Annotated in this window: 13 protein-coding genes; 9 read left to right on the top strand and 4 right to left on the bottom strand. The window is 38.7% G+C overall.

The genetic code is table 11. From position 1 onward, the window contains the following. The first annotated feature begins 159 nt into the window (after positions 1–159). The 8 genes from MM213_RS01270 (at position 160) to MM213_RS01235 (ending at position 13092) form a co-directional block, all read left to right on the top strand. Positions 160–3261 carry a SusC/RagA family TonB-linked outer membrane protein gene (locus MM213_RS01270; RefSeq protein WP_241409487.1) on the top strand — a complete coding sequence of 1034 codons (3102 nt, stop codon included), beginning with the start codon at positions 160–162 and terminating at the stop codon, positions 3259–3261. A gap of 11 nt (positions 3262–3272) precedes the next feature. Then, positions 3273–4640 carry a RagB/SusD family nutrient uptake outer membrane protein gene (locus tag MM213_RS01265; protein ID WP_241409486.1) on the top strand — a complete coding sequence of 456 codons (1368 nt, stop codon included), beginning with the start codon at positions 3273–3275 and terminating at the stop codon, positions 4638–4640. Between the two features lie 36 nt (positions 4641–4676). Beyond that, on the top strand, positions 4677–6125 hold the full coding sequence (locus MM213_RS01260) for a CBM96 family carbohydrate-binding protein (protein WP_241409485.1): 1449 nt from the start codon (positions 4677–4679) through the stop codon (positions 6123–6125). A gap of 95 nt (positions 6126–6220) precedes the next feature. Further along, a complete protein-coding gene (locus MM213_RS01255; protein ID WP_241409484.1) occupies positions 6221–6982 on the top strand; it encodes a 6-phosphogluconolactonase in 762 nt (253 codons plus the stop codon). Between the two features lie 255 nt (positions 6983–7237). Beyond that, on the top strand, positions 7238–8800 hold the full coding sequence (locus MM213_RS01250) for a family 20 glycosylhydrolase (protein ID WP_241409483.1): 1563 nt from the start codon (positions 7238–7240) through the stop codon (positions 8798–8800). Positions 8801–8802: 2 nt separating this feature from the next. After that, positions 8803–10284, top strand: a complete 1482-nt coding sequence (locus tag MM213_RS01245) for a sodium:solute symporter family protein (protein WP_241409482.1) — start codon at positions 8803–8805, stop codon at positions 10282–10284. A 3-nt stretch (positions 10285–10287) separates the two neighbouring features. Continuing rightward, a complete protein-coding gene (locus MM213_RS01240) occupies positions 10288–11436 on the top strand; it encodes an N-acetylglucosamine-6-phosphate deacetylase (RefSeq protein ID WP_241409481.1) in 1149 nt (382 codons plus the stop codon). A gap of 54 nt (positions 11437–11490) precedes the next feature. Continuing rightward, positions 11491–13092, top strand: a complete 1602-nt coding sequence (locus MM213_RS01235; protein WP_241409480.1) for a beta-N-acetylhexosaminidase — start codon at positions 11491–11493, stop codon at positions 13090–13092. Between the two features lie 256 nt (positions 13093–13348). Here the strand turns inward: MM213_RS01235 and MM213_RS01230 are convergent, their stop codons facing one another. Continuing rightward, positions 13349–16510, bottom strand: coding sequence for a TonB-dependent receptor (locus tag MM213_RS01230; protein WP_241409479.1), 3162 nt, complete (start codon positions 16508–16510; stop codon positions 13349–13351). A gap of 349 nt (positions 16511–16859) precedes the next feature. Here MM213_RS01230 and MM213_RS01225 point away from each other — a divergent pair, with 349 nt between their 5' ends. Further along, positions 16860–17948, top strand: coding sequence for a hypothetical protein (locus tag MM213_RS01225; RefSeq protein ID WP_241409478.1), 1089 nt, complete (start codon positions 16860–16862; stop codon positions 17946–17948). A gap of 67 nt (positions 17949–18015) precedes the next feature. On the opposite strand, the gene MM213_RS01220 is transcribed toward MM213_RS01225, so the two are convergent. The 3 genes from MM213_RS01220 to MM213_RS01210 are packed head-to-tail and all read right to left on the bottom strand — an operon-like array spanning position 18016 to position 25689. After that, positions 18016–20904 (bottom strand): type I restriction endonuclease subunit R, encoded by a 2889-nt coding sequence (locus MM213_RS01220; RefSeq protein ID WP_241409477.1) that lies wholly within the window; start codon positions 20902–20904, stop codon positions 18016–18018. A gap of 57 nt (positions 20905–20961) precedes the next feature. After that, positions 20962–24504 carry a hypothetical protein gene (locus MM213_RS01215; RefSeq protein WP_241409476.1) on the bottom strand — a complete coding sequence of 1181 codons (3543 nt, stop codon included), beginning with the start codon at positions 24502–24504 and terminating at the stop codon, positions 20962–20964. 3 nt (positions 24505–24507) lie between these two features. After that, positions 24508–25689: a restriction endonuclease subunit S gene (locus MM213_RS01210; RefSeq protein WP_241409475.1), complete on the bottom strand. Its 1182-nt coding sequence runs from the start codon at positions 25687–25689 to the stop codon at positions 24508–24510. Between the last annotated feature and the right edge of the window lies 1 nt (position 25690).

Here is a 25690-nt window from a genome sequence, read left to right as displayed (position 1 = left end):
AAACTGATTTTAAGCAATATTTACGTATAATTTCTCTTTTTGACTCCATGCAATTTTTAGAAAATTTTATGCAAACGTTTGCATATTAATTCCTAAAATTTTACATTTGAAACAGGTACTTAATTAAAATTCTATTGAAACACATTTAACATTAATTCTATGAGCCAAAGAATCAGAAATGCCCTATATAAATTGGAGGGTAGCCACTTAGCACTCAAAATTGGTCTTTCTCTATTGGTTTTGCTCTTTTTAACCTTTTCAGTACATGCACAAGGCATTACTATCAAAGGTAAAATTACAGACAGCAAAACAGGAGAGCCTATTTTTGGAGCTGCTGTCATTGTGAAGGGAACTTCAAACGGTACATCTACTGATATAGATGGATTTTACTCCCTTAGCAATATTTCAGATCAAGATATCTTGAGATTTTCATATTTGGGGTTTGAACCGCAGGATATTCAAGTTGGGAACTTTAGTGAATTAAATGTTTCCCTTGTTTCCTCTACTAGCGATTTGAATGAATTTGTTGTCGTCGGATATGGAGTTCAGGAAAAAAGAAATTTAACGGGGTCTATTGTTTCCGTAGGAAGCAATGAGATTTCTCAGACCAATTTTCAAGACCCGATTTCTGTTCTTCAAGGCCGGGCTGCGGGTGTGCAGGTGACTTCCAATTCAGGTGCTCCAGGAGGGGCAATGACTATCACTATCAGAGGAAATTCATCCTTGAACGCCGGTAATTCACCACTATATGTGGTAGATGGCGTTCCTATTGAGACAAATGTCACTTCTTCACTTAATGGAACTGAGAATTTTGGACTCAATCCTCTTGCTGATATCAACCCTACGGATATTGAGTCTATAGAAGTATTGAAAGATGCGGCCTCAACAGCGATTTATGGCTCTAGGGCTGCAAATGGAGTGGTCATGATTACTACCAAAAGAGGAAAGTCTGGCAAGCCTCAGGTGGATTTAAATATCCATTCTGGGATTAGTACTGTTTCCCGAAGGCTTGGTGTTCTCAATGCAAGCCAATATAGAAGTGCTGTTTTGGATTCTTATGCGAATGCAAATAGCTCAGAAGCAATAATTCCGGCAGTATTAGATTCTCTAAGTGCTGTAAACAATGGGGATTTTGACTGGCAAAGTGAAATGTTTAGAGTAGCAAGACAAAATAATGTTGATTTTTCCATAAGAGGTGGTTCCGATAATGTGCGTTACGCTTGGAGTTCCTCTTTCTTTGACCAAGATGGTATTATTCTTAACTCAAATTACAAGAGAATCACTTCCAGATTGAATGTTGACTTTGATGTTTCGGACAGATTAACTATCGGGCAGAGTGTTTCTTACACCAATGCAATAAACAATAGATCCAATGCAGCTGGATCTGGAAACTTGAGTATTGTCAGGGAGCTTTTGATTAGGCCTCCGACATTTGCAATGTTTTTGCCTGATGGATCACTTAATGGATATCAGTTGGGTAGAAGAAATCCAGTAGGCTTGGCTGAATTATCCACTAACCTAAACAAAAGCAACAGAGTCATAGCTAGTCAATATGCAGAGTTTAGAATTGCAGAAGGACTAAAATTCAGGAGCAGTATCAATGTTGACTTCGTTTCAATGAAGGAAGACACATTTATTCCTTCGACTCTTGATTTTAGGGAAGGTTACAATACAGGTTCTGTCAGGTCATCAAATAATATGACATGGGCAAATGAAAATATTTTAACTTATCAAAAGCAGTTCGGCACTAGCCATAATTTTGGAGCTCTAGCAGGGTTTAGTTACCAAGATTGGAAATATGAAAGAGCTGGTTTAGATGGACTGTTTTTCGCAAGTGACAACATCAGGACATTGAATGGTGCAGGTACGATTGCTAATCAAGATGTTAATATTGCTACAGAACACTCGATGTTGTCTTATTTTGGTAGGGTTTCTTATGACTTCGAAAGAAAGTATTTATTTGAGGCCAATATCAGAGCTGATGGATCTTCACGATTTGGCAGAGATAATAGATTTGGGTTTTTTCCATCAGCTTCTGTGGGCTGGAGATTCTCCGATGAAGGTGTCTTTGATAATTTAAATTTCCTAGAAGATGGTAAATTTAGATTCAGTGCCGGAAAAACAGGGAACGAAGCTATTGGAAATTATACTTCACAAGGGGAGTTTATGGTAGGGACCAACTATCTGGATTTTTCTGGTGCCTCACCTACAGTTATGCCAAATGCAGGCCTTACTTGGGAGACTACTACTCAATACAATGCTGGATTGGATCTTTCCTTCTGGGAAAACAAATTGATGATCAATGTAGATGCATATTTAAAGAACACAAATGACCTGCTCTACAACGTCCCAATTCCAAGGGAGACCGGTTTTGATTTTATAACACAAAACATAGGCAGCATTCAAAATAAGGGGATTGAATTGATGGTCACTACCCGAAACATGGATACAAGGGATTTTAGTTGGAGTACTAACTTCAATATAAGCACCAACAGGAACATGGTCAAAAGCCTTCCCGAGAATGTACTCACCAATGGTTTTATTCAAAATGGGGCATTTCATATCCTTCAGGAAGGTTACCCAATTGGAACCTTCTTCGGTTGGAGGTTTGATGGTGTATATGCAAGCGACGAAGACAATGTAAACGGAATCACAAATGGGGCACAAGGGCCGGTATATAGAGGAGGTGATCCTATTTGGCATGACCTTAACGGGGATGGATTTATTGATCAAAATGATAGGCAGATCATCGGTAATGCCACGCCTGACTTCTTTGGAGGGATCAACAATGATTTTACCTATAAAAATTTCAGTCTAAGCCTTTTCTTCCAATTTTCTTATGGAAATGATATTTACAGTGAAATAAATCACCAAAGAAATTCCATTGTGAGGTATAATAACCTTTCTACTGATGCTTTGAATAGATGGAGACAGCAAGGTGACATCACTGATTATCCAAAACCTGTCAGAGATGATCCTTTGCAATCAATGAGCAGGATACAAAGTAGATGGGTAGAAGATGGGTCATATATCAAGCTCAAAAATGTCCACTTCAGATATAGCTTGCCAAATAAAATATTGGAGCGCTGGAAAATATCAAAATTGGATGCCTATGTCACTGCGACTAACTTGATCACTTGGACCAACTATACAGGATATGATCCTGATGTAAATTCATTTAGCGGATTGAGAGTAGGTGTAGATCAAGGCTCTTATCCACAGAGTCGTACTATTATCCTAGGTTTAAATATTGGCTTATAAAGATGACAGTTATGAAAAATAGAATAAAAATATTTCTGGGGGTTTTGTTATTAGCCTCTTATTCATGTTCAGAAGACTTGTTGCAGAGAGATCCTGTCAGTAGCTTTTCAGCCCAAGGTTTTTATCAAACATCAAGTGACGCCCAGGCTGGAGTATTTGGAATTTACGATGCTGTTCAAGCTACATTTTCCACCAATTTCTCTTATTGGGGTGAAGGTAGAGCAGATGCTGTCAATACAAATCAAGCCGGAGATCCATTTTTGCTACAACAAAATACACTGAACACAATATTGGCATCTGCAAGATGGAACAATATATACGAGACGATAAGCAGGGCAAACTATGCTATCAAATATGTTCCAACTGTTTTTGATGGTGACAGTGAATTTGGAAGACAACTTGTGGCCCAAGCTCGTGCACTTAGAGCCTTGTCATATTTCTATGCGGTGAGGGTATGGGGAGATGTTCCATTGATTATTGAACCTTATGAAAGTATTCAACAGAATATTTTTCCTGAGCGAACAGCGAAAGAACTCGTATTGATGCAAATAGAAGCAGATTTGATTTATGCATCGGAAAATTGCAGAGCGAGTTTTGGTGGACAACGCGACAGGATTTTGATCACAAGAGGCGCAGCAGACGCAATGCTGACACATCTTTATATGTGGAAAAAGGACTATGTAAATGCCATTGCTTCTGCAGATAAGGTGCTAGCCAATAGTTTGTATTCTTTGGTATCCATCAATGATTGGTCAAGAATCTTCACCCAGGGGTATACTAATGAAAGCATATTTGAAATAGGATATAATGAAGTCCAAAGAAACTCACTCAGAGTGTTATATGCTTTGGGATCCGATAGTAATTTCTTCCCCAGCCAGTCTTTTAGGGATTCATTTGAAGAGGGAGACCTGAGACGGAACTTGATTTATGATGTTACGGAAACGCAGCCTAGAAAAATCTGGAAATTCTTTGGAGAGGGCTTTAGTGATGAAAGTCCTGAGCCTTCAGACAAAAATATAGTAATGTTTAGACTGGCAGATATCATTTTGTTAAAAGCAGAAGCCCACCATCAGTTGGGGCAGACTGCTGAAGCACTTACTTTGCTGAATACCATCAGGGTAAGGGCAGGTCTTCCCAATTTGGATGAAGCTACTGCCATCAATTTGTATGGAGATGTGGAATCTGCGATTCTACATGAAAGGCTAATTGAATTGTCCTTTGAAGGACATAGATGGTTTGATTTGGTAAGGACAGGAAAAGCGATAGAAGTCATGAATCCAATCAATGGATTGAGCGATGAAGCAAATTTGGTTTGGCCTATTCATGAAGATGCCATAAATAGAAATCCTAGCTTAGTCCAAAATCCATTTTACCAGTAAAACGATGGCTTTGGCAATGCAAACATTAAATAAAGTATGATGAAAAATATAAAATCAAACAAAATCATAACATCCTTGGCTATTAGCTTGGTTGGGATAAGTATGTTTTTCAGTTGCGTAATTCAGGATAATTTTGATTATCAGGAATCAGGCGTAACTGGCGAATTGGGAGTTTCGGCATTGGAATTTTTTCAGACAAATGATTCTTTTTCGATGTTGCGAAACGCTATTGAGCTCACAGGACTTGAAGCTGTCTATGGAGGGGGAGAAATCAGGACATTTATAGCACCTACTAATGCTGCATTCAATGCATACCTCCAAAGTAATGGCTACGGAAGTCTTTCTGAAGTACCCGTACCGATACTGAGAAATGTTTTGAGGTATCATATTGTAAAAGCAAGAGTGATATTTACTGATCCAGAATTGTTTGAAAGCAATCGACCATTGCCTTACGAAACAGAAAGTGGTCAGACGATGTTCCTTTCGCATAATGCCAATTTTATTGGGCTTATCAATCAGAATACAAGCAGGCAGTGGGAGATAGCCACTTCTAATCTTGAGCCGACCAATGGTGTGATTCATGTAGTCAATGCAATCGTATTCTTTTCTGCGCAATCAGTAAATCTAGATGCGCTTGATCCATCAGTCAAAACAGATACAATTTTCCCAATCTTTGATGCTTTTGTTAATGGAGGTTCATTTGCAAATACCAATTATGGTGCTAACCCTCTTTTGCGGGTAAAGAACGTGACAGGTGCTGGAGATTTTGATAGAAGAGCATATTTGCTATTTGATCTTAATGAGTTTCAAAGTGAAGGAGTAATCACAGACTTAAGGTTTCAGATAGGAGTGGTGTTTACGCATGCCAGAAATGACCTATTGGATCTTTATAGTGTCAATGATACAACATGGACTGAAATGGGCTTGAACTGGAACAATGCAACTATGCCTGATGATGGCCCAATAGCGACATTGAGAACGACAAGAATTCCTGCATTTAACTATGACATCACTGATTTTTTTGAATCTAGGGAGTCTAGGGGCAAAATCACACTGATGCTCGACGGAGAAGCTACCAAAGATGAGACAAATGATTTAGCATCAAAAGAGCACCCAACACTACCTCCGCCAATGCTGATTGCCACTATTGCAACAGGCAATAGCGTTCTTGAATTTGTCACCAATGCAGGGTTTTCAGTAGAAAGAGGTGGTTCGGTTGCTTGGGACAATAGCATCCTTGAGATTTCAGGTGCAGGAGCTAATGATATCATTTATACGGTAGAAGAAGCGCCAGAAAACGGCTGGATTGTTAGTGGGGCAAGCATTTTGCAAATCGGCAGTAGATTTACCCAAAATGACATCAATGTCATGAATCTTTCATACGTCAATAATGGAAATGGTGCTACTGATAAGATTGTTTTGTCAGCTAGAGATAGGGCTGGTGCCAGGTTAGATGCTTTTGAAGTACTAATAACAATCCAATAATATTCTTTTCACATTCATGTGTAATTGGGCTGAAGACCTTCTCGCAGATAAAGTCTGTCTTCAGCCCTACTGTTTCATAAAAAAACCTAATTAAAATGATAGATATTCAAAAAGACATACATGTCTTTTCAGAACGTAAGCTAGTAGGAATTGCTGCTGGAAAGGCAGTAGAAAGATGCATTCTCGAATTGCAGGAAAAGCAAAGCGAGGTGAGGATTATTTTTGCCGCTGCTCCTTCTCAAACTGATATGTTGAAATATTTGGCTTCTTCAAAAAAGATTAAATGGCACAAAGTAGTCGCTATGAATATGGATGAATACATTGGCTTGCCAGAAAATTCAAGTCAACTATTTTCCAATTTTCTAGAGGAAAACCTATTTTCAAAAGTATTTCTTAAGGAGAAGAATGTGATCAATACTCACGTTCAAACAGCAACTGAGATCGAAAGATATTCAGAATTGATCAATGAAGACATAATCGATATAGTTTGCTTAGGGATAGGAGAGAATGGTCATATAGCCTTCAATGATCCTCCTGTGGCAGATTTTGAAGATCCTAAAGTCATTAAGATAGTGGATTTGGATGATGCTTGCAAAGTCCAACAGGTTAATGACGGGTGCTTTGAAACCATTGAAAAAGTCCCCAAAACAGCACTCACACTTACAGTACCTACCTTGATGAAAGGGAAAAACTTATTTTGTGTGGTTTTGGGAGAAAATAAAAGTGAAGCAGTCAAAAACACCTTGTCAGGCCCTGTATCTACATCTTGTCCTGCTTCCATACTCACTACACACCCCAACTGTCAATTCTACTTCGATCAAGAAGCAATAAAAAAAGTTGAATACCTGCTAGAATAAATAAAGTTGATATCAAACCCAAAGTAGAAATTGAAGTTTTTCTACTTTGGGTTAAAATAATAACATTGAATTTTAGCATTAAACTTTGTGTATATCTGCTTTTAAATAATTATCCATAAATACGCTGAATCAAATGCGATTGATTGTCAACTTTCGAAGATTGTCAGTATGATTTCAAGTTAATACTTCACAACTGATGTCTTTGTAAATAATCAATATAAATTAACTAAAAAACTATAATAAATCCTGATTAACATGACCTTTAGAAATCAATTTATGTTTATAGCCTTACTTGTAGTTTCAATGATATTTGCACCTATTGGTTTTGCAGAAAATACATGGGACACAAACAAAAAGGATTTCAAAATCAAAGGTTTTCACCTCGATCTGAGAATTCAGGTAATGACACCTGAGGCGCTCAAGGATTTTGCTGAAGAGATGCATGGCTTTGGCTTAAATACATTGATTGTAGAGTGGGAGGGTACTTACCCATTTTCCAAGCATGCTACTATATCAAATGAATATTCATACTCTAGGCAAGAAATTGAAGATTTCATTTCTTTTTGTGAGAAATTGGGAATCAAGGTTATACCCTTACAGCAGAGTCTTGGTCATGTAGAATACATCTTGAGAAATCCCAGGTATAGTCATTTGAAAGAAGATAGAAAAGACATCTCGCAAATCTGTCCTCTAAAAACCGAAGAGAGTCGGGAACTTTTTACTGATCTGTTTAGAGATTTGGTAGAATCGCATAATTCTGATTACATCCATATCGGAGGAGATGAGACTTACCTGTTGGGACATTGTGAGCTATGCAGTCAGAAGGTAAAAGAGGTAGGGAAGTCAAAGCTTTTTGTAGATCATATGAAAATGATCACCGAAATTGTCATTGATATGGGCAAAACTCCCTTGATGTGGGCTGATATAATTTTAAAATATCCCGAAGCGGCTTCCGAATTGCCTAGTGAGACGATTTTTATAGATTGGAATTATGGGTGGAAAATTAACCATTTTGGTGATATTCCTAATCTTCAGAAATTGGGCTATTCCTTTTGGGGCGCGCCTTCCATCAGAAGCCATCCTGACAATTGGTATGTGACAGACTGGCCAACACATTTCAAAAATCAAAGGGAGTTTATCCCTCATGGTAGAGATAATAACTACAAAGGAATGGTCATGACGTCTTGGTCAACCACCGGGCTTTACGGGTTTACTTGGGATGTAGGATATGATGTAGTGGATATGACACAGATAAGAAATACCTATCCTATGTCTGGATTTAGGATTTTGATCGCTAGCTATGCAGCGTCTTTGGATAAAGATGAACCTATTGATGCCAAAGAATTCGTCCTTAGTTATGCTTCTGAACGCTTCGATATTCAAGAGAATGAGGCATTGAAATTATGGTCTTTTTTATCTTTTCCACCAGAACTGATAGTAAATGGCAAGCCGGAAAGAAGTGAAAATGTAGAAGGTATGAAAGCAAAATTTTCGAAAGTCAGAGATGGTTTGCTCAAGGTTGCCCCAAAGAGTAATATTCAGGAATTTGAACACTTTAAATTGATGGCTGATTTGAGAATGCACTATTTGGATTACAAGCAAATTGAAGAAATATATAATTCAGAATCATTTTCCCAAGAAATGACACCGCAACTAATTAGTCAACTAGAGGAAGTTTTAGAAGATGCAAAAAAATTGAGTGAAAGGTTTATTGATCTGAACAAAGGGTTTTTGTATGAATCTGAGCTTGAGGATCAAAATATGCTTAGGAAGCAACAAATGCTTGTGCTCCATAACCGTTTATCCAAGCTGAAATAGAAATGGAATTACTCGACTGGATTGTTCTGTCTATATATTTCCTGATGCTCTTGTCTATAGGTCTTTGGGCTTATTTCAGGGTAAAAGATTCAGCGGATTTTTATACTGCTGGAGGCAAGTTGCCATGGTGGCTTTCTGGAATATCTCACCACGTTTCTGGGTATAGTGGGGCAGTATTTGTTGCCTATGCAGGGATTGCCTATACACATGGATTTACACTGTATGTTTGGTGGGCTTTTACCGTAGGGCTTTCTACTTTGATAGCCGCTTTTTATATAGCACCAAGGTGGTCAAGGTTGAGGATATATGCAGGCATACAATCTCCAACAGAATATTTGCTGATAAGGTACAATTTACCCACCCAGCAACTGATAGCATGGACTGGTACAATTATCAAGATTTTTGATACAGGCGGCAAACTTGCCGCTATTGCAGTGCTTTTGAATGTATTCAGTGGTACGTCAATTACAGTAGGGATTCTTTTGGTCGGGATAGTATCCTTGGTTTATATCACGATTGGAGGACTTTGGGCTGATGTATGGAATGATTTTGGCCAGTTTATAGTGCAGTTGCTTGCCGGCCTGACTATGTTTGTGATGATTTTGCTAAAGCTTGAAGACGGTATTGCGGGGGTTTTTTCTATGTGGGAAAGACTTCCTGAGGGTAATTCTGACTTCTTCAATGATCCTTATACCATCTTGTTTGCACTAGTAATGTTGATGATTAATTTTTTCAGTTATAGCGGAGGCACTTGGAATCTAGCTACTAGGTTTATTTCCACCTCTTCTGGAAAAGTAGCCAAAAAAGCAGCCATTTTATCATCCTCACTTTATTTTGTTTGGCCTCTGGTTTTGCTTTATCCAATGTTTGCAGCTCCGATATTTTTCCAAAATATTGCTGACCCTACTCTTTCTTATGGTACTATGGTTTTAGAGTTTTTGCCTTCTGGTTTAGTAGGCTTGGTTTTGGCATCCTTATTCGCAAATACTTTATCAATGACTGCATCTGACTCCAATACAGTATCGGCTGTCATCAGTAGAGATATACTACCTGTAATTTTCCCTTCATTCAAATCCTTTTCCAAAACCAAACTTTTGAAAGTTGCCCGAATTACAACATTTTGTTTTACGGTATTGACTATTATTACAGCTTTGAATTCAGGATATTTCGGAGGTGTGTTTGGTTTGATCATATCTTGGTTTGCGGCACTTCTGGGTCCGATAGCAATTCCGATGATATTGGGATTATTGCCAGCTTTCAAAAAAAGTGATGGAAAAATAGCTATGATTTCGATAGTTGGAGGATTATTTACATTTGTTATGCTTAAAATTTTCCCTGTTGACTCTTTGTCAGCTGAGATTGGTTCACCGACTTTAATTTCATTTCTACTCTTTGTTATCCTTGGATATTTTAACAATAAACCTGTTTCTCAGGAAATAAACGATCTACATGCCAGTTTGGGAAATAATGAAGAAAAGCAATAAACCATGACACAATCCATAAAAGGCATCCACTTCAAGACGCAGAAACCTGTTAGCTTTTCTATTGAAAAGAATAGGATTTTGGATATTTCTGAAAACGAATCAAATACAGATCTACTCTGGATAGCACCAGGATTAGTAGATCTTCAAGTAAATGGTTTTAAGGGTAAAGACTTTAACGAAGAAACACTTCAGGTAGAAGATGTAAAGGAGATCACGAGGGAACTTTGGTCCATTGGAGTGACTACTTATTTTCCGACTCTAATAACAAATAGTGAAGAGAAAATAGGCCTTGCGATTCAAAAGATCATCAAAGCTTGTGAAGATAAATCAATCGATGATACAATAGAGGGGATTCATTTGGAAGGGCCATTTTTGTCCATGGAAGATGGACCACGGGGTGCCCATCCAATTGCGTATATCAAAGCACCAGATTGGGATCTTTTCTGTAGGTGGCAAACAATAGCCAAAGGTAAAATCAAAATGATCACCCTGTCACCCGAATGGCCTGAGTCAGTTTTTTTCATAAAAAAATGTGTTGAATCAGGAGTGAAAGTCGCAATAGGTCACACCTCATGCAGTCCATCTCAAATCAGTGAAGCCGTAAATGCAGGAGCAACTCTATCAACGCATTTGGGGAATGCTGCCCATGCGTTTCTTCCACGGCATTCTAACTACCTATGGGAACAATTGGCTTCAGATAATCTATGGACTACAATGATTGCAGATGGTTTTCATTTACCAAAAGCGCTTTTGAAAGTGTTTTTGAAAGTAAAACCAAAAAAAAGCATCTTAGTGAGTGATGCTACAAAATTTGCTGGAATGAAGCCTGGGATTTACCAAAGCCATATTGGTGGGGCGGTAGCCTTAGATGAAAACGGGCGGTTATCTATGAGAGATTCTCCAGGGTTTTTGGCGGGATCTGCCAAATCTTTATTGGATTGTATCGATCATCTGACAAGCAATCAAATTTTATCCCATGATAATGCAATTGAAATGGCATCTATAAAACCAATGGAAGCTATGGAAATCAGGACAGATTACGGTTTGGAGATTGGGAGTAGGGCGGATTTGATCATTTATGAATTGGACGAAGGGAAAATAAAAATCATCCAAACAATAAAATCCGGCAAAGTAGTGTGTTCAAACCTTTGAAGTTGCCCAAAGTATTTTCAAAAACTCACAATAGAAGAAATTTACAATAAGAATATGAAAAAGAACCTCTTGTATTTATTAACATCTTCCTTGATAGGTTGGGCTTGCATATTCAACGCAAAGGCTCAAATCATTCCGCAACCTCTTCAAATGGTTTTTGGTGGTGGAGAATTGATCATTGAGCCTGGTTTGAATATAGTATCATCAAAAGAATTGCAGACAGAAGCCGAGGGATTGGCAGATTTTTTGGAAAAAGGATTTGGGAAAAAGAATTCTATAATTTTTGATGGAAAAGGAATAATTCTTTCAATTGATAAAGTATTGTTGGAGTCCTTGGGTGAAGAAGGCTATAAGCTTAAAGTGGACGATCAAGGAGTCAGTATTGCAGCTGGAGCATCTGTAGGTATTTTTTATGGTATTCAGTCCTTTAAACAACTGTTTCCAGTGGATTTTGGGTTTAAGTCAGGTCATCAAAAAGTGGCTATTAAAATGTTAGAAATCACAGATAAACCAAGGTTTGGGTGGCGTGCATTTATGTTGGATGAATCAAGGCATTTTATGGGGAAAGAGCAAGTCAAAAAGCTTTTGGACCAAATGGCTATGTTGAAGATGAATGTTTTTCATTGGCATCTCACAGATGATCAAGGCTGGCGGATAGAAATTAAAAAGTATCCCAACCTCACGGCAATAGGATCCAAGCGCAAAGATACACAAGTAGAAAGAGGGAGCGACAAACGCTTTGGAGAGCCCCATGAAGGGTTTTATAGGCAGGAAGAAATCAAGGAAATAATTGCGTATGCAAAGGACAGACATATCACCATTGTTCCCGAAATTGAAATGCCGGGACATGCAATGGCTGCAATTGCTGCTTATCCTTGGCTTGGCTCGCTAGGTACCACCAAAGAAGTTCCTGAGACATTCGGGAAAATGCCTGATTCATTCAACATAGCTGACCCTAAAGTGATTGCATTTCTTCAAGATGTTTTGGATGAAGTGATTGACCTATTTCCAGGCGAAGCTATTCATATTGGAGGTGATGAAGTGAATTATGAGCCATGGCTAAAGTCTGATTCAGTCAAAGAGTTTATGTTAAATGAAGGGCTCAAGTCTCCAGTTGATTTACAGATTTTTTTTACCAACCAAATTTCAAATTATCTTGAAGGCAAAGGAAAACGCATGATGGGATGGAATGAAATCATGGGAGATGATATCCATGAAGAGCGGGAAGAATCACCACAGGACATTGGACAAAAGCTAGGGTCAACATCCATTGTCCATTTCTGGAAAGGAGACTTATCATTGATCCAAAAAGCAGTAAAGGAAGGTTATCAAGTGGTAAACTCAAACCATTGGGATACTTACCTTGATTATACTTATGAAAGGTTGCCACTTTCCAAATCCTACGCATTCAACCCCATTCCAGAAGGTTTAGAACAAAAATACCACAAGAATATCTTAGGAAGTGGTACCCAAATGTGGACTGAATACACTCCAAATATTCAATCGATGGAGAAACAAGTCTTTCCAAGATTAATCGCGTATGCAGAAGTGGGATGGACAGAATTTGAGAATAAAAATTTCGAGAGATTCAAAGAAAATTTACTTATCTACCAGAAAAGGCTTGATTTCTTAAATATCGCAAGCGCTGATTATTGAATTTATATTTTAAACACATAAGCCTGTATGTCACCTGATATACAGGTTTTTAATTGAGTCATCTTTAGCATGACAATCATTCTCTGTAAAGTCTTTAGGTTGGTATCTGAAAGGGTAAATTTTAGTATAAGTTTTCTTTAATGGGACTTGTTTTGAAAATTAAGACTACACATTTTTCACAAAATCGATTTCGAATTGGTTATTTTTCGATTAAATAATGACTAAAGCTAGTAGGTTAAACCCCAAAATTCCATTCTCAAAAGGAGTAGTTTAGTCCCAGCTGCATCTGCCATCTTGAGTTGATCGGGTCTATTAGCCATGGAGTTCCTTGTGGGTTTTTGAATTGAAATACTGGTTGATTTTCCTCGATTCTTACAAAGTCTATCAATCCAAAACCTGAGTTTTGTACATTGGGCACAAAATGCTGCTTTCCCCAGTCTCTTGAGATGAGATTTCCGAAGTTGAAAATGTCCAGTGTCACTTCCAACTGACTTTTATTATTAAAAAAAATGTTTTTTGAACTTGCCCTCACATCTATTTGGTGGTTCCAAGGTGTTCGTGCTGCATTGCGCTGGGCATATTGTCCTCGGTTTTTTCTTAGATATGGATTGCTTTCTATATAGTCATTCAATTGTTGCCATTGTGTTTCTTGGTTGATCAGTATTTCATTATTGCTTCCTCTGATATCTGTTAGTTTTATGTCGCTTCTATTTTGAGGGATAAAAATAAGGTCATTCTTAGCTGATCCATCACGGCTCACATCTCCTTCATAGACAAAAGAATATGGACTCCCAGCTCTTCCGTTATATATCAACCCCAAAGATATTTGTTGACTTTTGGATATTTGCCGGTTGATAAAATGGGTAGTTATTACCTTATGTCTCAAATCAAAATTAGAAAAGGCAAGGGCAGGATTATTACTGTTTAAGGCTTGATTCCATTCAAAGTTGGCTGCATGAGAGCTGCGGACTGTAGAGTGTATATCCTTACTTACCCCATAAGAGTAGCCTATGTATCCTTGATAATTATCCATTTTTTTATTGATGCCTGCAGTGAGGTTATAGCGGTAACCTTCATTGGTATTCGTCAAAAGGAAAACGTTTGTGAAATTTTCATTGATTTTGATGGACTGCCCAGTGGCTAGATAGTAAGATCTGTTATCAGCCCCGCTAAAATTGCCCAAGGAATCCATCCTGTTGATTGATTGAAACATCAAGCCTGTAAGTACCTTTGCATAGGTAGCTTCCAAGTTCAATTCAAAGTTCCCGGGAAGCCTAAAGTCAAGTGCTATATTGCTTTTCCAATCTCTAGGGAGGGAAAAATTGTTGTCTATCAGATTGATTTCAGTGAGTCCAGGTTGCAAAGTGGAAAGCTGTGATAGGTCTCTTTCAATGGCTAAAGGCTCTGATGGCCTTACATCAATATTATTGTAAACTGTTCCTGAATTGTAGTAAACATAGGCATACCATAGAAATGGGATCCTACTGGTAAAAAAACCAGATCCTCCTCTTAGTAGCGTATTTTCTCCGATTCTGTAATCGAAACTTACCCTTGGATTTATCTGAGGCTTGGTATTGATAGAGTTCTCAAATCCTGAAAATTCGGAGTTATTTTTTAAAGCTTCACTTAGTGGAAACTCACCAGGATGGATTTGCATATCCACTCGTACCCCTGCCTGCAAATTCAGTTTTTCATTCACTCGAAATTCGTCTTGTGCATAGAATCCAAGGAGCCAGATTGCATACTCAGCTGAGGGGGTATACCTATTGTATTCAAAATCATTGTTTTGAGTATTGAAAACGCCTCTTACTCTTGATGGTCTGTCAAGGAAAAAACTCTCCACAGATGGATATTGCCATCGACCGTTGTATGCAGTCAAGAAGTTATACTGAATCTCACTGACCTCAGCTGATCCTCCAATTGTAAAAATATTTTTTCCTTTATATATACTCAAGTTATCTGTAAGCTGACTCGTATTGACATTGAGTCCATAGATGGCAGCCTCTCGGTAAGTTCCTGCGAATATGGTATTGGCAGTGTTGTAGGTGATTTCCAAATGTGGAAAAACATCACCATCAAAAGTCCTTTGATCTCTAACGATCGTATGACCCATTGTCAGTTTGTTTGAAATGTTTGGGCTTAGATTACTTCTAAGCTCTGCTTGTGTGCTATTGACAAAAGTATTGTGTCGAAATCCCTGATTTGAGTAGTTAAAAAAATTCTGCGACCATTCTAAGTTATCGGAAAAACCCTTTACGGTATTGTTTCTTATAGTAAGTTGATGCTTCTCTGACAAATTGAAGTCAAACCTCAGAAAGTACTTGGTACTTGCTTTTTCTATAAAAACATCTTGAACTTTGCCTGGGTCATAGCCATATCGTACCATCAACGTATCAGATATCTGTTCCAACAAAGCCCTGGGAAAATTTGAATTCTCTGTGCCCGGTGTGTTGAGTAGTGGTTGGCGATTGTAGGCATGTTCTATATTTAGAAAATAGAAAATCTTGTTTTTGAGAATAGGACCACCAAGGCTAAAGCCTATTTGGCCATCATAAAATTTATCTTTTTGCTGTTTTTCACCACCGGCATAATTTCCCAAAAGCCATTGATTCCTACCAAACCCATAGAGATTTCCCTGTATCTGATTTGATCCACTTTTGGTGACTACATTGATGCTTGCACCTGAAAAGTTTCCATAGGTCACATCAAAGGGTGCAATTTTTACAGAAAGTTCCTCAATTGCACCAAAACCAATGGGCTGAGTTCCGGCAAGTCCGCCAGGTGTACCTGAGGCGCTGGAGCCTGCAGCACCACTTGATGGCTCTTGAAACCCAAATACATCATTGGTGGCCAAGCCATCTATGGATAAATTATTGAACCTATAATTTGCTCCTCCGAAGGAATTGAGGTTTGATTCAGGCATCAGCCTTGTGGCATCTTGAATACTTCGGTTTAGTGTTGGAATATTTGAAAGGGTTTGGGAAGTGATCGATGTTTCATTGCCTTTTTTAGGGTTTTCAAAAATATCGCCTCTGTTAGTATATACCAACACCTCTTCAAGGCCAGTATCATCTTCCTCTAATTCTATAGAAAGTAGGGTAGTGCTTCCAAGACTGATCGATATGGGTTTTTCTGTAAATATTTTGAAACCTAAGTAGCTAACTTGAATTTCATATTGTGAAGCCGGAGGAAGTTGGAGAAAACTGTAGAATCCATCTTTCCTTGATATTGCTTGATGTTTTTTGCCGTTGGAAGTATCGATTAATAGTACCTGAGCTCCTTCCAAGATGATACCCTCTTTATCTTTTATGAAGCCTTGTAGCCTTCCTGTGGTTTCTTGAGCATGCAATTTAGACTGAAACATAATGACCGAAAAATAGGCTATCAATAAAAATATAATCTTTAACGATTTTTTCATGCATGAAATTTTATAATGTGATTATCATCAATGACCGCATTAGTCGAATGTGTCAATAAAATCATTTGAATCAAATCTTCGATTTTTGACTGAATGATCCAGGTATCTATTCAAATTAACTAGCGTACTGTTGCGTAAGTGGAAATAGATTTACTAAAGCTTACGAATAACCTTACATTTTTGGATTGCTGTTCTTTTTAATGAGAGCAAAAAATTATTAAAAAGTACTTCACTATATAGTTTCTGACTAACTCGAGCGTGTTTTTTTTTCGTGAAAAATACCAACAACAGGGTATTTTTTATATGGTTCTTGTTTTGGAAATTTGTTGAGAACCAAAATCCAGACAAAATGAAAAAGCTTTACTTACTTACATTACTACTAGGATATTGTTATGCTGCATATGCACAATTTCCTTCAATCAAACCCACAAACAAGTTGTCATACAAAATAACAAATGACTTGAAAACGATGGGACTCAATGCACATATTCCTGAATCACTAGAAATGATAGATGTAGCAGGAGCTTTTGGAGCTAGTGAATTTTATAGTAATAAGTTTAAAGAACACGAAAAAGAGGTTGAGAATTTACTAAAAGCAAATGACGAACTAGCAAAAAAATCAGATACGGCATCTTTGAAAAAGATTTTTGACAATAATAAAAAACTCGTTGACATAAGGAAACAAATAGAAGAATATAAAGAGCTTAGTGGTTACTACGCTGCGATTAACAGAATTAATGGGATACCTAAGGCAACCAATTATTTTCTTCCTGTAAAGAACCGTTACCAAGCTAGCTTCTTTTTCAATTCAGTAGAGGGTGATAAACCTAACACTTTTAGTAATGTAGTCTTGCAAGGGAATCAAGATAGGGCTACAATTTTCACAGATTTGGTCTCAGGTACATTTGCAATAGGGAGAATATCATTTTCAAGTGTATTTTACTCAGGGGATAATTTAGACTCTTTGGAACTTGCAACTAAGATATTGAATGGAGGTGGATTGACTAACCTTAGATTTGAAATCCCTCTATTTTTTATGAATACTACAAATGTAGCTTTGTATGTTTCTGCAAAGCCAGGAGCGATAGCTGACATTCCGATATTTGGCTCTGAAATCCCAAAATCTAGCTTTGTTGGTTATTTGGAGTTTCCTATTGAAGGGTATCTTGAATTGAAAACCAATGAAGGTAATTTCAGTCTTTTTGGAAACTTCAAAGCAAGCAATATCAGGGGTACTAGTGCATTTTATCAAGGACTCAAAAGTCCCGTAGATAATCCTCTAAATCAATCATTTTGGATAAGCCAAGTATATTTGGGGATAAATATTACAGATAAATACAGGATATCTGCTAACATCCCTTTTGCTACCACGAGGTCTATTGTATTGCCTGATGCAGTTCAAATAGGTATTCAAATAAATCAAATCGGAAAAAAATAAGCACTGAAAACCAATTATTACCACTTGTTTCTTAGAAGTTCAGTGGATAGGTAAGGAATATGTATGCTTAAGCCGCCTCTGAAATTCCATTGATAAAGGTCTCTACAAATCCAAGGATTTTGGATTTGATGCGTTCAGCGATGGTTTTACGCTCTTTAAGTGATGGCTTGTTTTTCATCAATCCGATGATATCGTCTCTTAGAGGCTCTTTTTCGGTATAGATAAAATCTCCAATCACTTTTTCCAAAGCTTCATCATCCAAGTTTTCTTCTTGGCTGAGCTGATGAAGCGCTGTGAGCCTTTCCATAGTCCAGAATGTGGCAAATTCATCAGGAATATCTTCCGAATCCGCTATTTTTGGGAGGTTTTCACGGATAAATTTCTCGATCAATTCCCGCTTGCTTCTAAGTTGGACTTCACCTACGATGAGCTCTACGATCGCTTTCTTCTGTTTCTCTTGCTCCTCAGGAGTGGCGTCTTTTAGTTTGCCTAGAAGTTTCAAAATATAGCTCACATTGATCTCGTCACGGTGGATCAGTTCAAGTTCAAAGTCTATGTCGTTGAGGATGGAAATCTTTTCTTTTTGACTGTCATTTTTTGTCCTATCATACAAGTCAAGGTATTTACTCTTGTAGTCCTCAAATGCCTGCTCCGGCATAGAAAGGTCAGCGAAATCAAACTCTGTAAATGTGCCCAAAACATTTTTCAGTCGCATCAACTCTCTGAAAGCTTTTATGAATTCCAGCTGTGCATCTTCATCTTGAAGATCATTGACACTGTTGACTGATGGTGCGATTTTAAGCAATTCTATATATGCATCGTTGAATTTCTTTATATAATCCTCATAGGGCTCTATAATTATCTCGCTCTTGGCCTCTATGTTGGAAAAGAGTGAGATAGCTTGATCGGTGGCATCCTTTAGATTTCGGAAACAGACGATGTTGCCTTGGGATTTGAGTTCATCTAGAATTCTGTTGGTCCTGGAGAAGGCTTGGATTAGCCCATGATATTTTAGGTTTTTGTCAACATATAGGGTGTTTAGTCTTTTGCTGTCAAAACCTGTCAAGAACATATTTACTACCAGCAAAATATCAACCTGCCTATTTTTCACCCGCTTGGCAATGTCATTATAATAATTGTAGAAGGATTTGGAATCTTGTGTACTGAAGTTTGTACCAAAATGCTTGTTATAATCTCCAATAAACTCATCCAAGTATTCCCTCGGGTGCTTTTTGCCTTGTGACTGTAGTCCATATGGAGCCTTGGCTTCGGCAGCCACTAGCAAGGAATCATTTTCATCTTCCATCGTTAGACCCATTTCATCCACGTCATCATCAATCAGATCCACATTTGCACCGTAGGAAAAGATGGTGCCTACTTTTAGCTTGTGTTCTCCTGCTTCATATTTGGACTGAAAAAGTTTATAGTACTCTATCAGTACATGGACGCTAGGCACACAGAAGATTGCTGTGAAAGCCCTATTATGTGTTTTCCTCCCATGATTATTGAGGATATAGTCTACGATGTTGTTGAGTCTTTGTGGTGCATTCATCACCTCTTCTTCATCGATAGCCTCTACATTGATGTCGAAGATATGGTCTCTTTTCTTGAAAGTGGAAATGTACTCTACTGAGAATTTCAATACGTTTTCATCCCGAATTGCATCTGTTATCACGTACTTGTGGAGACAGTCTCCGAAAAGCATCTGGGTGGTGCGTTTTCCCCACTCGTTGGTACCCGCGTTTTTTTCGAAGATAGGCGTACCTGTAAACCCAAACATCTGACATTTTTCAAAAAATGCCTTGATATCGGAATGGGTCTTGCCAAATTGACTCCGGTGACACTCGTCAAAAATAAAGACGATGCGCTTTTCTTTGAGGGGAGTCATCTTTTCTACATAGCGAGCTTTGTTGACGGCTGTTGATAGTTTTTGAATGGTAGTGACAATCAACTTATCGTCTCCAATCAGCTGCTTGACTAGGGTATTGGTATTGTTGGTTCCATCAATACTTCCTTTGCTAAATCCATTGAATTCTTGTGTAGTCTGGGTATCGAGATCTTTTCTGTCCACGACAAAGACCACTTTATAGACATGGGGCAAGTTAGTGAGAATCTGTGCAGTCTTGAATGATGTGAGTGTTTTTCCCGAACCTGTTGTATGCCAGATATAGCCATATTTGGTGGTAGATTTGACCCTATCCACAATCGCCTCTGTAGCATAGTACTGATAGGGGCGAAGCACCATCAAGGTTTTTTCTGTTTCGTTCAAGACCACGTACTTGGTGATCATCTTGGAAATATGGCAAGGCTCCAGAAATGTGTCTGCAAAAGTTGAAAGCTGTGTGATCAACTTGTTTTTGACATCTGACCAGTAGAATGTCTGTTTGAAACTCCGCGACTTCATAGGCCCATTGGCGTAGTATTTGGTGTTGGCGCCATTGCTGATTACGAAGATCTGGATAAACTGAAAAAGTCCCTGACCTGCATCATAGGAATGAATGCCATATCGAGAGGTTTGCTTGAAGGCTTCTTTGAGTTCCAAGCCTCGACGTTTAAGTTCTACCTGAACGAGTGGAATGCCATTGACTAAGATCGTGACATCATAGCGGTTTTTGTAGAGTCCCTTCATAGAGATCTGCTGAGCAACCTGAAACTCGTTTTTACACCAGTGTATCTGATTGATCAGTTCGATGGTGCGATGCTCTCCGGAATCATCTGTGTACTCCACTCTATCTCTGAGAATCTTTGCTCGCTCAAACACATTTCCTTTGTTGATCGCATTGAGGATTTGTGCAAATTCCTTTTCGCTGAGTTCGGTTTTGTTGTGTGTTTCGAGTTGAGTTTTCAAGTTTGAAAGCAAGGCAGTTTCATCGGCAATCGTGACCTTTTTATAACCTAGCTGCTGTAGCTGAGAGATCAGGTTGTTTTCAAGGGTCTGTTCTGGTTGGGTGGTCATAATAATTTTCAAAAGTTGCTTTCTGGAAATCTGCAAGTACTCTTTAAAGATGTGGTTTTATTGTTTGTTTCGTAGTTTTTGATCCTCAATTTCCTGATCCGCCTGCTGGTTATATTCAGTGGATAAGCTTTTCAAAATCACCGCAAATCTATGAAAGCCGGCGTCTTCTATTTCTTCGGCTTTTTTTTGATACTGTTTTGCTAAATCTCGATCTTGCTTTCCAGTAGGGTCAACCCAATGAGCTCCGCGTGCGTTAAATATTCCTGTCTTGAAACCTGCGCGCATGTCTTCAGCTCCAAGTTCGTTTAATGAAGCAGCAACAGCTTTGTGTATCCATAAACCGTCGGGATCTGGTGGAGTGTTTATCAATACCTCGCCAACATGAATCTGAGCAACATCTAGGTGGCCAGATTCTTTACAGATTTCCTTGACCTTCTCAAACCAATTGGTGAAGTAAATTTCGTTGAAAACTCCATCTTGCTGTGTTCCCGGAGGTGTCTTCCACATATGGAGTAACTGCCACCCATTTATAGCGTTTTCCTGTAATTTTTTATTGGGCTCTTTTGGAGGCTGATCTTCTTTCTTGGAGCGGTAAACCATTTGAATAATTTGACAAAAGAACACAGGGTCATTTGCAAGTCTATTTTCTAGAAGTTTTGGTGTGGCACCGCCATGACCATCCAGTAAAGGTAAATAAGCCCATTCTACCTTTAAAAGGTTGTCACTGTTAACTTGTGACTCCTTTTGAAGGTGTATGATAAGATTGATGATGTTATATTCGTCTCTTGCAACACCTGGTTCTTTAGAAGAAATAGCTTCAAGTAACGCTTTTATTCCTAGCTTACTATCGATTGGCCACTTCAAATGAAGCATAATGCTCATGCAATTGATTGCTGTTTGTGGTCTGCCATATTGAATGAGTTTCTCAATCCCATTAGAAATATCACCATCAGATTGATGTATGTTTGCACCCGTACGAGTCCAGTATTCAGCCTCATGCTCTTTAAGCCATTCTGAAGCACGATTCCACACTTCCTTGGTAAATGGTAAACATGCCAGGAAAAGACCTAATTGCCTGGGTTTCCAATCAGATTTTTTAAGGCCGTCACACCAGCTCGATCCTTTGCTTTGGTATCTTCGCCATATAAAATTACTTACAAATGCGTTAAGTTTGTCCTCTGTAGAATCAAGGAAGTGAGGTAAAATGGTGTTTTCAAGAGTTTCATCTTCAATAGCCCCAATTGCATACCCAACCTGAAAAGGTGATGAAACAGATTTTAGGAATCTGATGACACCATCAATACCATGTTGGTTAAAGATTTTCGAAATGGCAATCTCACGCCTCTCGTTCAGTTTTTTTCCTTGATCTACCCAATCTCCGTTTTCATCATAAAGATCAAATTCTCGATCTGTAAAGAGGTGCTGATACAAATTAAAGGGGTCGGTTGGGGAGAGTTTTTCTGAAATTTTTTCAATTTGGTGAATCAGATCTATGGGTAATGCCCAACTTGAATCGGAAAACCGCTTGTGTCTGTTCGTGAATTTTGTTAAATGATCCCAGAGTAAAAGTGTTTGGTTTTCAGACAGCTCACCAATGGATTCAGAAGATAGGACTTTGACAAGTTGATCAAAGGCTCTTTTAGGTAGTTTATCAAATCGTTCAATCAACGTAGAAAGCCGAATGACATCTATTCCTGCATTAGCCACCGCAAGCTCCGAAATAAAGTTTACCTGACTCCAGTATTCTTGTTGTGAAACAACATTTTTCCAATCATCAGGGATCGTATTTCGCCAATTTGGTTTGTGTGACCCTAATGAGGTTTTGCAATGGCCAGGAAGAAGCTTAATTATCAAGTCCCAAGCGATATCAGGTTGTTCTCTAAGGATTGTTCTTAATGCCACTTTTCTCTTTTCAACAGGTGCAAGTGTTTGTGGTAACCATGGCAGTAAAATAGTTATAAGTGAATTAGATGGTCGATTCGCCCAATTTCCGCCAGGATCGTGACTGGAGAGCTCAGCAAGAGCAACGCAGACACGGACCAAATACTGTTCATCCCAGGCTAAGACTTCTAAAGCCCAGAGTAGACCTGTTAAATAATTTCTGCCAGTGATACCGGTGCCTTCTTGCGAAAATAGTTCATCAAAAGGACAAGTTTCAAGGTATATCGCTTTTTCAACTGCTGTAAGAAATTCATCTGGGGAAGCCTCAGCAAGAGTGGGTAGTAAACCGTTAAGGCTACCCCACATAACCCAGTCGGCATTAGACAGAATTTCATGTAGAACAACTCGACATGTTCTTTCGGCTTTTCCATGCGAGCAATTGCGACATGCCTCTGGATGATTGTTTAGTATGGCCAAACCTTCGGATATTCCTTTTCTCAAAACATTTGAATAATTTAGCATCTTACCATGAATATTCGCGGCATATCGTTTGTCGGGTGACAGTTCAAAAGCGGGGTCTGGCTCCTTAAGTACCGAAACAGATAGTGACTTAAACATATCGAGGTTTTGATCAAGGATGCGTGTTGCCAGAAGGTTCCAAAGTTTGGCTCGATCAATGACTTTCCAAATACCGTTTCTAAGAGAAAGAGGACTTTCAGTTGAAAGCAATATTTCCCGAGCCTTCTTCAACCATTCTTCATAACTGATGCCTAGTATTTGTGTAATCGCTTCTATGTCTGATTGATTGTTTTCATCCCAAGCACCTATCAAAATAGCCAATGCCAGATAGGTAGCGTCCGGGTGCTGAGCCCAATTCTCTTTATGACTCTCCTGTGCCACCTTGAACTCTTCGGGAATTTCTGATAAGGTCTTTTGTTTAAATGCTTCTAAAAGGTCTTCAGGAATATTTGTAGCCGTGATAGTGCCAGCATCCTTATTCCATATTTGAACTATTTCTACAACCTTTGACCAGACCAACTGCGGAGATTGTTGCTGAAATTGAGAAATGTGTGAATGCAGTAGTGATAGGACAACACCGAATTCATTTCCAAGATCGTATCCGATCAGATGAAAATGTCTCAGGAAGTCATAGAGTTCATCCCTTGAGATCTGGAATCCACGATTAGCTGCTTTTAGGTGGTGTTGAAAGACTTCCAGTTTCTCAATACTCTTTGAAGGACTGAAATTCGATTGATGGACATTTCTGAAAAATTCATCAACATTTTTGGTGTGCCTCGCCTGATTCAACAACCATTGCACATTATGGGAATCAGTCGCACTCAGGGGGCCTGTGATCAAGGCAATAATGTCTTCACCTCTTGTAAAACTTTTGGGATTGTTATAATCGTTCCAAGCGCCTTGAATAACCTCCCCAAATAAAGGATTTCGCGGAGTAATAGCAATAGAATGCTTAACCTGACCGAGAATTTTCCGCTGTTTTTTGTTAATTGGATCTTCGACGATAACGACTAGATCGTCTGTTTCAAAGCCATCAATCTTTCCCTGAAGTTTAATTTCCTTAATTGGCCAGCAAGGAAGACATGGAGCGTGTCCCCCAGTTAGCATTAGCGTGACAAATGAGGCTTGGACATGAGCTTCAAATAGAGCTCCACCGCCGCCGGTCGAAAATGGGTTGCTTAATTTTTTCTTCTTTGCCATATTCTACACAAACATCTGCTGCAACAACCCCTTCTTCCAAATGCGCAAGCCCTGGATTTGGCTGTCAAGCGTTTCAAGGTTTTCGTCAATGGATTTCAGGAATGCAGCTATTTTTATCTGTTCTTCTCGGCTAGGAATATTCAGCTCAAATGATTTGACGATTTCACCTGAGAGATTGCCTTGACCTCCTTGAAGGTACTTTTGAGTCAGAGCATTTTTGTTCAACTTTAGCCAGTTTAACAGAAACATATTTTCACCAGCCCACCTTATACAAAGGATAGCTTGATTGATTGCACCGTTGATTTTGGAGATCCCAGCTTCTCCGCTGGTAGCACCGTAAATAGCAAGTAAAAGATCTCCTTTCTCTACCATTTTTGCTGACGAGTTTTTCAGACCTTTTTCCGTCAAAGTAAGTTCTGTCGCACTTGCGTTTATTTCACCGGATCGAATAAATGGAATATCACCCCCGTAAAGATCTGGGTCAGATGATTTTGGTGTTCCTCCAGAAAATACTTTCACTACCTCCCCCAACTTCCTCTCCTCCCAATCAGGAAACTCAGAGCCATCGTCTTGCTTGAATCTGATCTGTTGTGAGAAGATTTGCTGCATCACACCCTTTTTGTAGGCTTCTAGCTTTTCCTTCTTCTGCTCTAGCAACTCAATCCGCTCGTCAACCGAAGAGAGGAAGGATGCGATTTTTTGCTGTTCAGGAAGGGAGGGGAAGCTGATGATTGTATTTAAAATATCACCTCTAGAGAGTCCAGGGATCATATTCCCACTAGCCAATGCGACGAAATTTCTTTGAAGTGGCATCAATCTTTGGAAGAGAAAATTTGTATTACCGTTTTCCCCACGAATTGCCATAAGCTGCCGACCAATAGCTATCTCTTGTAAATGAAGAAACATCATTGTCCCAACACCGCTTCCTTTTACAGTGAATAAGATATCGGACCCTATAGCCGTATTCTTTTGTTTGTTTGTCCACTTTGTCAATTTCAAGCGGTCATTTGTGAAGTCTGATGGTCCAGTAAAATAAGGGAGTGATCTTGGATTTGAAGGGTTGTTAAAATATTCGCTCGGCCCTAAATGTTGACCTGAGATCAGTTTATAGAACTTCTTAACTTTTTGACTTTCCCAGACATCTGAGAAGTTCGAGAAACGTAATTTTGGAGAAACTTTTTCCATA

It is taken from the genome of Belliella alkalica (assembly GCF_022549785.1).
Taxonomy (GTDB): Bacteria; Bacteroidota; Bacteroidia; order Cytophagales; family Cyclobacteriaceae; genus Belliella; species Belliella alkalica.
The sequence above is the reverse complement of the archived record's forward strand: the minus strand, read 5'-3'. Positions and strand labels throughout refer to the sequence as shown.

Bases quoted from the DNA above. Each gene is read 5' to 3' on its own strand.
- MM213_RS01270 (WP_241409487.1), top strand. From the start codon at position 160: ATGAGCCAAAGAATCAGAAATGCCCTATATAAATTGGAGGGTAGCCAC.
- MM213_RS01265 (WP_241409486.1), top strand. From the start codon at position 3,273: ATGAAAAATAGAATAAAAATATTTCTGGGGGTTTTGTTATTAGCCTCT.
- MM213_RS01260 (WP_241409485.1), top strand. From the start codon at position 4,677: ATGATGAAAAATATAAAATCAAACAAAATCATAACATCCTTGGCTATT.
- MM213_RS01255 (WP_241409484.1), top strand. From the start codon at position 6,221: ATGATAGATATTCAAAAAGACATACATGTCTTTTCAGAACGTAAGCTA.
- MM213_RS01250 (WP_241409483.1), top strand. From the start codon at position 7,238: ATGACCTTTAGAAATCAATTTATGTTTATAGCCTTACTTGTAGTTTCA.
- MM213_RS01245 (WP_241409482.1), top strand. From the start codon at position 8,803: ATGGAATTACTCGACTGGATTGTTCTGTCTATATATTTCCTGATGCTC.
- MM213_RS01240 (WP_241409481.1), top strand. From the start codon at position 10,288: ATGACACAATCCATAAAAGGCATCCACTTCAAGACGCAGAAACCTGTT.
- MM213_RS01235 (WP_241409480.1), top strand. From the start codon at position 11,491: ATGAAAAAGAACCTCTTGTATTTATTAACATCTTCCTTGATAGGTTGG.
- MM213_RS01230 (WP_241409479.1), bottom strand. From the start codon at position 16,510: ATGAAAAAATCGTTAAAGATTATATTTTTATTGATAGCCTATTTTTCG.
- MM213_RS01225 (WP_241409478.1), top strand. From the start codon at position 16,860: ATGAAAAAGCTTTACTTACTTACATTACTACTAGGATATTGTTATGCT.
- MM213_RS01220 (WP_241409477.1), bottom strand. From the start codon at position 20,904: ATGACCACCCAACCAGAACAGACCCTTGAAAACAACCTGATCTCTCAG.
- MM213_RS01215 (WP_241409476.1), bottom strand. From the start codon at position 24,504: ATGGCAAAGAAGAAAAAATTAAGCAACCCATTTTCGACCGGCGGCGGT.
- MM213_RS01210 (WP_241409475.1), bottom strand. From the start codon at position 25,689: ATGGAAAAAGTTTCTCCAAAATTACGTTTCTCGAACTTCTCAGATGTC.